Annotated in this window: 8 protein-coding genes; 4 read left to right on the forward strand and 4 right to left on the reverse strand. The window is 58.9% G+C overall.

Annotation, left to right across the window (positions count from 1 at the left end; all coding sequences use genetic code 11):
* Positions 1 to 21: 21 nt before the first annotated feature.
* A complete protein-coding gene (locus RDN59_RS09645; RefSeq protein WP_070753995.1) occupies positions 22 to 615 on the reverse strand; it encodes a peroxiredoxin in 594 nt (197 codons plus the stop codon).
* Between the two features lie 173 nt (positions 616 to 788).
* Here RDN59_RS09645 and RDN59_RS09650 point away from each other — a divergent pair, with 173 nt between their 5' ends.
* Positions 789 to 1,748, forward strand: coding sequence for a LysR substrate-binding domain-containing protein (locus RDN59_RS09650; protein WP_308607653.1), 960 nt, complete (start codon positions 789 to 791; stop codon positions 1,746 to 1,748).
* Positions 1,749 to 1,911: 163 nt separating this feature from the next.
* Here RDN59_RS09650 and RDN59_RS09655 read toward each other — a convergent pair whose 3' ends face one another.
* Complete coding sequence (locus RDN59_RS09655; protein ID WP_308607654.1) at positions 1,912 to 3,006, reverse strand: hypothetical protein; 1,095 nt, start codon at positions 3,004 to 3,006, stop codon at positions 1,912 to 1,914.
* Between the two features lie 110 nt (positions 3,007 to 3,116).
* On the opposite strand from RDN59_RS09655, the gene hrpA reads away from it, so the two are divergent.
* On the forward strand, positions 3,117 to 6,992 hold the full coding sequence (hrpA, locus tag RDN59_RS09660; protein WP_308607655.1) for an ATP-dependent RNA helicase HrpA: 3,876 nt from the start codon (positions 3,117 to 3,119) through the stop codon (positions 6,990 to 6,992).
* Positions 6,993 to 6,996: 4 nt separating this feature from the next.
* Here the strand turns inward: hrpA and nrdR are convergent, their stop codons facing one another.
* Positions 6,997 to 7,455, reverse strand: coding sequence for a transcriptional regulator NrdR (gene nrdR, locus RDN59_RS09665; RefSeq protein ID WP_046648225.1), 459 nt, complete (start codon positions 7,453 to 7,455; stop codon positions 6,997 to 6,999).
* 778 nt (positions 7,456 to 8,233) lie between these two features.
* Here nrdR and lexA point away from each other — a divergent pair.
* Positions 8,234 to 8,956 carry a transcriptional repressor LexA gene (gene lexA / locus RDN59_RS09670; RefSeq protein WP_308607656.1) on the forward strand — a complete coding sequence of 241 codons (723 nt, stop codon included), beginning with the start codon at positions 8,234 to 8,236 and terminating at the stop codon, positions 8,954 to 8,956.
* A 372-nt stretch (positions 8,957 to 9,328) separates the two neighbouring features.
* Positions 9,329 to 10,111, forward strand: a complete 783-nt coding sequence (locus tag RDN59_RS09675; protein WP_308607657.1) for a DeoR/GlpR family DNA-binding transcription regulator — start codon at positions 9,329 to 9,331, stop codon at positions 10,109 to 10,111.
* Between the two features lie 107 nt (positions 10,112 to 10,218).
* On the opposite strand, the gene RDN59_RS09680 is transcribed toward RDN59_RS09675, so the two are convergent.
* The coding region (locus RDN59_RS09680; protein WP_308607658.1) for a putative PEP-binding protein at positions 10,219 to 10,855 on the reverse strand (637 nt) is incomplete at its 5' end.

Raw genomic sequence — 10,855 nt, forward strand, 5'->3', positions numbered from 1 at the left:
ACGGTTGTGCTTATTGCTGCTTTACAGAGCGGACTGAACAACCTCGAGCTTGTCGATGTTCTTGGTCGGGTCATTAGCCTCCCAGTTGCAGGCACAGACCTCTTCGGACTGCAGGGCGTCCAGCACACGCAGAACCTCATCCACGTTGCGGCCGACAGCATCCGGAGTCACGGACACGAACTGGATAACACCGTCCGGATCGATGATGAAGGTAGCGCGGTCAGCAACACCGTCGGCGTTCTCCACACCGAGGGCACGGATCAGGTCGTGGCGAATATCAGAGAACATCGGGAACGGAACTTCCTTCAGCTCCGGGTGGGTTGCACGCCAGTTGAAGTGTGCGAACTCGTTATCGGTGGAGCCGCCAAGGACCTGGGTATCGCGGTCCAAGAACTCCTCATTCAGCTTGCCGAAGGCCGCAATTTCAGTCGGGCAGACGAAGGTGAAGTCCTTCGGGTAGAAGAACACAACCTTCCACATTCCCTGGTACTTGTCCAGAGATACCTGCTCGAAGTAGTCCTCCGGTTGGTTAGCGTTGACGTCGTGGAGGTCGCCACCCTTCAGCGCGGTCAGATCGAACTCCGGGAACTTCTCGCCAACAGTCAAAATAGGCATAGAAGACTCATCTCCTTCAATAGTCACAACAATGCTCAACAGTGATGCAGATCTCTACGACCGCACACCACTTTGCCTTTTAGCTGGTACGCAGCCGTACGCCTGTTAAGTATGCCACGGAAGATTTCGCGCGTCAATAGGTTCCGCGAATTATAGGTGTTAGAGTTATAGGCATGAACAATAAGGAGTATCGACCGACCCTCGCCCAGTTGCGTACCTTCGTCACGATTGCGGAAAACAAGCACTTTGGCTCCGCGGCCGCCAAGCTCGATATCTCCCAGCCTTCGCTCTCCCAAGCCCTCGTCGCGCTCGAGCAAGGACTGGGAGTGCAGCTCATTGAACGCTCCACCCGCAAGGTCATCGTGACGTCCACCGGCGAGATGCTCCTCCCCTATGCCAAGGCAGCCCTCGAAGCCTCCGATGCCTTCCTGAGCCAAGCCCGCGGCGCCAGCGGCACACTCACTGGTCCCCTCACCATCGGCATCATCCCGACCATCGCGCCCTATATTTTGCCGGGTCTATTGCGTTCCATCGATGAAACTTACCCCGATTTGGAACCCCGCTTCGTCGAGGAGCAAACCCAGCATCTTCTGGATAAGCTGCGCGAAGGAAACCTTGACTTAGCCGTTGCTGCACTACCCACTGAGGCTCCCGGCATGGTGGAGATCCCTCTCTACACCGAGGCCTTCACCGCAGTAACTCCAGCGGTGCATCCACTCGCAGGGCGTGACGACCTTACGTTGGAGGAGCTCGAGCATCTCGATTTGCTCTTGCTTGATGACGGCCACTGCCTCCGCGACCAAGTCCTCGACCTGTGCCGCCGCGCGAAAGTAAACCCCTCCGAGGCCACCAACGCCGTCACGCGTGCCTCATCACTGACCACTATTTTGCAGCTTGTCATGGGAAACCTCGGCACCACACTCGTACCTGAATCCGCACTCGCTACGGAATGCCAGAACCCGCAGCTTGCCGTTGCTCGCTTTGCCCCTTCGGTAACAGCGGAGCGCCAGGTGGGGCTCGTTTTTCGTTCCTCTGCCGCCCGCGCCGATGAATACCGCGCTTTCGGGACACTGGTCACCGGCGCATTTGAGGACGCGGCCGAACGCTCTCGGGCCCTCTTTTCGTCTCCCTAGTGGCTCCCCCGGTCAACACGCCAGCCTCAGCGCGACACTCAAACGCCAAAGCCGCCACTGACCCGCCCCCTCGGTCTAGGCCCTCCTCTGTGAAAAGGGCTATCCGAAGAGGAAAGTCAGGGCGGCGGCGCGCGTTTAATGCGCTACGTGTAGCCCTTAGCGTTTAGGCTGCGGGGGCATAACGCCCCTGACACTGGCGGCACAGGTGCGCGGTTGCCAGCTGCATAGCTGGTGCGACGACGACCAGCGCCAGGCCAAACGTGATGAAGGATGCGGCAAACATAAGTGCTGAAAGCACGATGAACAGTAGAATGTGGCTGTAATTCTGCTTGCCTAGCTTGAGCCCCTGCGAGAACGCCTCACCGACTGAGGAGGTATCCGCTGCCAACCAGGGCATGAGGGTAAAGAAGGGCTGGATGAACAGTCCGATCAGCATGAGCACAGCGAGAATACCGAACATGGAACCAACGAACGCGAGCATCTCCCCGTCTCCGAGGTTCTCGATGTTCTGCATATCCGTTGCAGAGGTCCCGCCGAAGCCCACAGCAAACACAATGACGACAACGATTACGAGGGCAATAGCGCCAAGAACACCCAGGACTAGGTTCACCACAAGCGGCGGCAACCAACGAACACCTTGGAAAAGAGTGCCCCACGTGGGGCTCGGCTTATCGATCTCGCGATAGGCCAAGCGATACACAATCAAAGAGATAACGATGGCGAGGATAGACACGGCAAAGGAGAAGAGGTTCACCATGACGCTCGCGCCCGTACCATCGGCGTTCTGCTCGCCAACGCTGATGCCAACTTGTGGAATAACCTGAATCAAGAACACCACGACGGCACCCAGCACCCACAGCACCGCATTACCCAGCGCAGCCTTGAAGCCCCATTTGATCGCCTCTAGGGCGCTGACTGGGCCCGTGTAGGCAGGGCCTGCACCCGGACCAGGGCCCTCATACCCGGAATCACCTCCGTAGCTTGCACCGGCGTATCCCGGCTGACCGGCGTTGTAGGCGCCATAGGAGCTGCCACCATAGGGCTGAGCGCCGTAGGACTCGCCACCGTAATTGCCGTAACTGCCGGACTGGCCGAAGCCAGCCTGATCCTCTGGGTGCGTAGTGGGTTCATACCGCGGTAGACCGCCGTTGTTTCCCGAGGGGTTATTGGCGTTGCTTCCCGGATTGTTTCCCGGATTGCTGCCGAACCCGCCGTAGGAGCCGTTATCATCCGGTTTCGGATCAAAAGGATTGGTCATACACTTCTACCCTTCTTTAATCTCTTTTCGCACAGTCACCACGAGAGTACCAATATCTCCACCTCGACCTGTGAGCGAAAAGCACTTCCGAGTAGACTTCTAGGTCGACTATGACTGCTACTCGCGAAGACCTCTACAACGCCCTCACGACAGTTTCCTTGAGTGATGAGCGTGCTTTCCGCCGCCGCCTCCGCAAGGCTCGCTCCCCCAAAGCGCTTGCAGCTATCGGGGCTGATATTGCGTCTGCCCAGGAAAAAGTGAGCGCCATCGACGTAAACGTGCCGTCGATTTCCTACCCCGAGCAGCTTCCCGTTACCGGACGGCGGGACGATATCGCCGAGGCCATCGAGAACAATCAGGTGGTCATCATTGCCGGCGAGACTGGTTCGGGAAAGACCACGCAAATTCCCAAGATTTGTCTAGAGCTCGGCCGTGGACGCCGGGGGCTCATCGGCCATACCCAGCCGCGACGGCTCGCAGCACGGACCGTCGCCGAGCGCATCGCAGAGGAGCTTGGCCAATCCATCGGGGACTCCGTTGGCTACGCCATCAGGTTCGATGACCGTGTCTCCTCGACCACAGCCGTAAAGCTCATGACCGACGGCATCCTGCTGGCGGAAATGCAGCGCGACCGCTTCCTCAACGCCTATGACACGATCATTATTGATGAGGCCCACGAGCGGTCCCTCAATATCGATTTTCTCCTCGGCTATCTCAAGAGGCTGCTCCCCAAGCGACCAGATCTCAAGGTCATTATCACCTCCGCGACGATTGATCCGGAGCGATTTGCCGAACACTTCGCTGACGCTGCAGGGAAGCCCGCGCCGATCATCGAGGTGTCGGGGCGCACCTACCCGGTAGAGATCCGCTACCGTCCCCTCGAAGACGAGTCGGGAGGAAAGACCATTGACCTCGATCCGCTGGACGCCCTGTGTGAAGCCATCGAGGAGCTGATGGCGGAAGGCGAAGGAGATATCCTGTGCTTCTTCCCAGGCGAGCGCGATATCCGCGATGCTATGGAAGCAATTGAGGGGCGTCATTGGCGCAACGTGGACGTCACTCCGCTCTTCGGACGCCTGTCCAACCAGGAGCAGCATCGCGTTTTCCGTTCACACAAGGGGCGGCGCATCGTGCTCTCCACCAACATCGCCGAAACCTCCCTGACGGTGCCAGGCATTCGCTATGTCGTGGATACCGGAACCGCACGTATCTCGCGCTACTCCACCCGCACTAAAGTGCAGCGATTGCCCATCGAGCCGATCTCCCAAGCCAGTGCTAACCAGCGTTCAGGCCGGTGTGGTCGCGTGGCCGATGGCATTGCCATCCGCCTGTATAGCGAGCAGGACTTCCTCTCTCGGCCGGAGTTTACCGACCCCGAGATTCTGCGCACTAACCTGGCCAGCGTTATTCTCCACATGATTTCGCTGCGCCTCGGTGACATCGCTGATTTCCCGTTTGTCCAGGCCCCAGAGCCCAAAGCCGTGCGTGACGGTCTACTCCTCCTTCACGAGTTGGGCGCCTTAGAGGGCAAGGAAAAAGATGGGCTGCCGGTGCTGACACGCACTGGGCGCGATCTTGCCCGCATCCCTGTCGACCCACGCATGGCTCGCATGCTCGTTGAAGCCAACACCTCCGGATGCCTCCACGACGTCATGGTCATCGTTGCCGCCATGACAATCCAGGATGTGCGCGAGCGCCCCATCGACAAACAGGCCCAAGCCGACCAGGCCCATGCCCGCTTTAAGGACAAGTCTTCAGACTTTATGGCGATGCTCAACCTGTGGGACTTTGTCCAAGAAGCTCGCGATGAGATGAGCGGCAATGCTTTCCGCAAGCGGATGAAGGCTGACTTCTTGCACTACATGCGCATCCGCGAGTGGTTTGATCTGGTTCGACAACTCAGGGATGTCGCTAAGCAGCTCGGCTGGACGGCTCAGGAGAGCACTGAGCGCCGCGCGGATGACATCCATATGTCACTGCTATCTGGCTTGCTGTCTAATATTGGCGCACGTGATGGAAACTCTAAGGAGTTCATTGGCGCACGAAATACCCGCTTCCTCATCTTTCCTGGATCAGCGCTAGCAAAGAAGCCGCCAGAGTTTCTCATGGCGGCTGAGCTGGTGGAGACCTCACGTTTGTGGGCCCGCGACGTCGCAGCCATCGACCCCGCGTGGGTGGAAAAGCTGGCCAAAAACCTGCTCAAGCACAACTATTCGGATCCGACATGGTCGCGCAAGCGGGGCTCCGCGGTAGTCACCCAGCGCTCGACCCTCTACGGTGTCACCGTGGTGGCCGACCGAACCGTTCCCTACCATCGCGTTGATCCCGTCGCGGCACGTGACATGTTCATCCGCAATGCGCTTGTCGACGGCGACTGGACCACCCACCATAACTTCTTCCACGACAACAAGCGCAAGCTTGCCGAGGCGTCCGAATACGAAGAAAAAGCACGGCGCCGCGGCCTCGTTGTGGACGAGGACACGCTTTTCGACTTCTACGATCCGCGCATCCCGGAATCTGTGACCACTGCCCGGCACTTCGACTCGTGGTGGAAGAAACAGAAAAACAAGCATTCTCTGGACTTCGACCCAGAAGCACTCCTCGAGGATGACCACGATGTCACTGAGGACGCCTTCCCGGATCGGTGGTTGAAGGGAAGCATAGATTACGACCTGTCCTATAAGTTCGAGCCAGGTGACCCGCTTGACGGCGTCACGCTCAGGGTTCCAGTTCCGCTGCTGGCCGGATTGGATACTGAGGGATTCGACTGGCTCGTGCCCGGCCTGCGTCTAGAGCTTGTCACTGAGCTGATTCGATCGCTACCGAAAGCGCTGCGCCGTACTGTGGTTCCGGCCCCCGAGTTCGCTGAACGGGCCTTGCCCAAGCTCCTTCCCTATGAAGGAGCGCTCATCGACCAGCTCGCCGCGGTGTTGCGGGACATGGGCGGCCAGGGCATCAACGCGGCTGATTTCCGCCCTGATCAGCTCCCGCCCCATTTGCGCATGAATTTTGCCGCAGTGGACAAGCGGGGCAAGATCATCGATTCCGACCGCGATTTGACGGCGCTCGTGCAACGCCAAGCCGGGCATATCTCATCCTCCGTGTCGCGCGTCGGCCGCGCCGCCGAGTCCGCTTCCGTCAAGGAATGGTCGGAAGACACGCTGGGCGCTATCGATGAGGAAGTGACCACGGTGGTCGATGGTCATGAGGTCACCGCTTATCCTGCGCTTGTGGCTACGAAGGAGGGCGTGGCGCTGAAGGTGCATCCAACCAAGGCGGCTGCCGACGCCTCCATGATCACCACCACGCTGACGCTGCTACTCCGAGAGATTTCCGTAAACACGCAGCATATGGTCAAGGGCCTACCCCTGCAGCAGCGGGTTGCTGTCGATGCCTACCCGCACGGCGGGGCCGAAGGTCTCGTCAACGATGCTCGGGTCGCCGCAGTACGCGACATCATGATGGAAAAGGGCGGCCCGGTGCGAAGTCCTGGTGAATTCACCACTCTTCTTAACGCGGTCAAACCGGAAGTGCCAGGCCGTGTCCGCCAGGCGGTGGTCGCGATCGCACCTGGTTTGGCAGAGTTCTCGAACCTCAACGCTGAGCTCAAACAGTGGGAGGGGCCGGCAATCGATGATATTCGCGGTCAGCTGAAGTTCTTACTGCCCCCGAATGCAATCACTATGCACGGCATGCAGCACCTTCGCCACCTGCCGCGTTATATCCAAGCCGCGCGCATCAGGCTCGAGGACATGAATCTAGACCCCGATCGGGATGCCGACCGCCAAGCCGATGTCGACGAAGCGAAGGCATATCTAAACAATCGTTTGCGCTCGCTGCCCGCCGGCCGCGAGAAGACCCGAGAAGTCAAGGACATCTACTGGATGATCGAGGAGTTGCGTGTATCGCTCTTCGCACAACGCCTAGGTACCGCGCATGCAGTGTCCGTGCGGAGAATCCAAAAAGCCGCAGACAAGCTGCGCTAAAAGGCTAGAAGCTGTCGCGGTCGCGCCGGCGCATGAGGCGAATCTCGGATTCAAAGTCGTCGGCGCTCTCAAAAGACTTGTATACCGAGGCGAAGCGCAGATAAGCCACCTCGTCGAGATCACGCAGGGGTTCCAAGATAGCAAGGCCGATATCGTTGGCGTTGACTTGCGAAGATCCGTGACTGCGCACGGTTTCTTCGACCTCTTGCGCAAGCTTTTTCAAAGCATCATCGCTAACATCGCGCCCCTGGCACGCGCGCTTCACGCCGCGGATGAGCTTGTCCCGGCTGAAAGGCTCGGCCAAGCCATTACGTTTAACCACCGACAAGACAGCCTTCTCGATGGTGGTAAACCGGCCTCGGCATGCCGCACATTCGCGACGTCGGCGGATTGACGTTCCACTGTCGATCACGCGAGAGTCAATGACTCGTGACTGTTCGTTGTGACAGAACGGGCAATACATTGTGCCGTATCCTTCCTCTCGACCGCTGCGCAGACGCCTTCTGGCCCCTTGGGAAGTCTAGCGCGAAGAAACAACCGCTTTGGGCGATGTACCGCTAGCGTTAGGGACCTCACCGTCAATACTAAGACCACCCCACACGGTGCCGATAAATACCGCTGCGCCGAAGACTGCTCCCAGAACATAGTTACCTACGTTCGAGCCGCTACGGCGAGGGTGGGACGCAATACTCTGGTTTGGACCTGAGGAATCCCCTATTCGATCTGTGCGCCTCTGTGTTCTATCCCTCGGTTCGAGCGCTCGAACACGCGGCATGCCACTGTCACGCGTTAACGCGAACGAGGGGCACCGCTCAGGTTCCCACACGGCCGCGGGCGGGACGAGCACAGGGCGCTTTCCGGACTTCTTGGAAGTTACTCCATGCAGAGCAGAGGTGTTATTGAGCACAATGGCCATGACGGTTCCTTTCCAGGACTTCTTCTTCATTGCGGTGATGTCTGAAGTGTAAGAGCGAGGTTCGACATCGTCGAACACTTCCATCGACCAACCGTTCGATTTTGTCTGTATGTTCGATTTATAGCAGGCGCTCGAAAGTTTGTCCATATTCAGGCGGCGTTAGTCGAACATTTTTTCTTTACGTGCTAAAAAGGAAACGGAAACACCAATACGGCGCACGCCACGATGAGCAACCAACGAGACGTCACCGCGATGCCCACCAGCGTCCTGCACGCCTCAACCTGACGCGCTGTTTTGCGCACACCGATAGCCCCTAGGAGTAAGAATGCCCCGCAAGCCGAAGCGAAGCGACCAACCTACCCTCGACTCACTTTCCGCCCGTCAGCGCCGCATCTTGGAAGTCATCCATGACGCTGTCATGCTGCGCGGGTACCCGCCGAGCATTCGTGAAATCGGCGATGCAACAGGCCTACAGTCCACGTCTTCCGTGGCCTACCAGTTGAAGCAGCTAGAGGAGAAGGGCTTTCTTCGCCGCGATCCAAACAAGCCGCGCGCCGTTGATGTGCGCCACTTCCCCGGCGCCGACGATCCAAAGAAGCCGGGCCGCAAAGCCGGGCGGGCCAACACCACAGCAGGGCAGTCCACTCCCGACGTCCCCGAGGATGCAGCAACGCCGAACTACATCCCAGTAGTCGGCCGCATCGCCGCGGGCTCTCCTATCACTGCCGAAGAAAACATCGACGGCTACTTCCCCATGCCAGGTGAAATCCTGGGAAGCGGCGAGCTTTATATGCTGCAGGTCGTCGGCGACTCTATGCAGGACGCCGGAATCCTCAATGGCGATTGGGTTATTATCCGCTCCCAGTCCGTCGCCGAAGAAGGCGAATTCGTCGCTGCGCTTCTCGAAGGCGAAGAAGCAACCGTCAAGGAGTTCCACCGCGATTCTTCTGGAGTGTGGCTCCTCCCCCACAACGACGCCTACGCCCCCATCAAGGGCGACCAGGCCGAAATCATGGGCAAGGTCGTATCGGTGTTCCGCAAGCTCTAGGCGCCCCTTAGCCACAGCTATCCCTCCCCCAACCGGTTGCCCACACCACCGCTCATTTCCACTCGGTGCGGGCGAACTGAACGGAGGGATTTTTTCTTTTTACCCCCTTGTGTGTGTACACGCCCGAATCGCACCGCTTAAGCGTCCGACATCACACATTTGCAAACATGCAGTATAAGCATTGTTTTTCTCGCACGTTTACCGCCAGCAATGTGAGCTTTTATTTGTTTGGTTCCGTTTTGTTCGCATTCAGTGGGACAATAGAAGCATCGCCGCAACATTCGTTGCTCTCTTCGCTCACATGCCCCGGCCCCACTTCATATCACTGCCGGGCGCAGCGACTACCACTGGCAAACTTCACTGGGAGGAACTATGTACGCAGAAGAGCGTCGCCGACAAATTGCGTCATTGACCGCCGTCGAAGGCCGAGTCAATGTCACTGAGCTTTCCGAACGCTTCGATGTTACCGCTGAAACGATTCGCCGGGACCTCGCGGTCTTGGACCGAGAAGGAGTTGTCCACCGCGTTCATGGCGGTGCGGTTGCTTCCCAATCGTTCCAGACTGCAGAATTTACGCTCGATACTCGTCAGCGTTCCGCCACGGGCGCCAAAATGGCTATCGCCCGCGCCGCACTAGAGCAGCTTCCCGACGGAGGCAGTATCTTCATCGACGCCGGAACTACCACCAACGCCCTCGCTGACCTCATAGGACAGCGCTACTCTGCTGGCCAGTTCAGCATCGTGTCGAATAGCCTTCCGATTGCCCTCTCGCTGGCCAGCAATGGTGTCTCCGAGGTGCAGCTCCTAGGTGGTACGGTGCGCGCGATCACCCAGGCCGTCGTCGGCGATACCGCCCTTCGCACCATGGCGCTGATGCGCGCAGATGTTGCTTTCATCGGCACCAACGCGCTGACCATTGACCATGGGCTATCCACGGCGGATTCGCAGGAAGCAGCTATCAAGTCGGCGTTCGTTACCAACGCGCATCGCGTCGTTGTCTTGTGCGACTCGTCGAAGCTCGGCAATGACTATCTGGTCAGCTTTGCCTCGCTCGATGAGATTGATGTCGTCATTACGGACGCCGCTGCTCCAACCGCCTACGTCGAAGCCCTGCGCGAGCACGGCATCGACGTGATTATCGCCTCAGAAAAGTAGGCGGTTTCACCCTCAAGATCACGTTAGGGAGGTGTGGTTTCCCGAGAGGCCTCTTGGGGAACCACACCTCCCTTGTATCAGCAGCAGCCTAAGCCAAGCTAGAGCTACTAGGCAGTCTGGTATTCCTCCAGCAGCGCAATCACTGCGGACCGCGCATCTGCTGGGCTTTCGGCGTTGATAGCTGCCTCCGCCATCTTCTGGCACTGCTCAAGAGTGACCTCAGCAAGCTGTGCACCAACGCCCGCAACTGCGGTCGACGCTGCAGACAGCGAGGTGACGCCAAGGCCAGTCAGCACGCAAGCGAGCATGGGATCAGCTGCCGCTTCGCCGCAGACGCCCACCGGCACGTTATTATCGCGCCCGACCACGCAGGTGTGCTGGATCAGACGCAACACGGCCGGTTGCCACGGATCGGTCAAGTAGGCCAGCTGGGGCGATAGGCGGTCAGCGGCCATCGTGTATTGGGTGAGATCGTTGGTACCGATGGACACGAAGTCGAGGTGCGGCAAGATAGTATCCGCCATCAGGGCTGCAGCCGGTACCTCAATCATCGCGCCAGCCGTGAGCCCACGCTCGCGACAAAGCTCGGCGAACCACTTTGCCTCGACTGCCGTGGCCACCATGGGAGCCATGACCCAAGTGGTAGCACCATCAGCACGCTTTTCTGCGGCCTGCGCGATGGCATCGAGCTGACGGGTCAAAAGTGCCTCGTTATCGCGGGCGATGCGCAGGCCGCGGACGCCC

This window comes from uncultured Corynebacterium sp. (genome assembly GCF_902489365.1).
Lineage (GTDB): Bacteria > Actinomycetota > Actinomycetes > Mycobacteriales > Mycobacteriaceae > Corynebacterium.

What these genes read in the sequence shown, in the direction of transcription:
- RDN59_RS09645 (WP_070753995.1), bottom strand. Translation starts at nt 615, where the DNA reads ATGCCTATTTTGACTGTTGGCGAGAAGTTCCCGGAGTTCGATCTGACC.
- RDN59_RS09650 (WP_308607653.1), top strand. Translation starts at nt 789, where the DNA reads ATGAACAATAAGGAGTATCGACCGACCCTCGCCCAGTTGCGTACCTTC.
- RDN59_RS09655 (WP_308607654.1), bottom strand. Translation starts at nt 3,006, where the DNA reads ATGACCAATCCTTTTGATCCGAAACCGGATGATAACGGCTCCTACGGC.
- hrpA (WP_308607655.1), top strand. Translation starts at nt 3,117, where the DNA reads ATGACTGCTACTCGCGAAGACCTCTACAACGCCCTCACGACAGTTTCC.
- nrdR (WP_046648225.1), bottom strand. Translation starts at nt 7,455, where the DNA reads ATGTATTGCCCGTTCTGTCACAACGAACAGTCACGAGTCATTGACTCT.
- lexA (WP_308607656.1), top strand. Translation starts at nt 8,234, where the DNA reads ATGCCCCGCAAGCCGAAGCGAAGCGACCAACCTACCCTCGACTCACTT.
- RDN59_RS09675 (WP_308607657.1), top strand. Translation starts at nt 9,329, where the DNA reads ATGTACGCAGAAGAGCGTCGCCGACAAATTGCGTCATTGACCGCCGTC.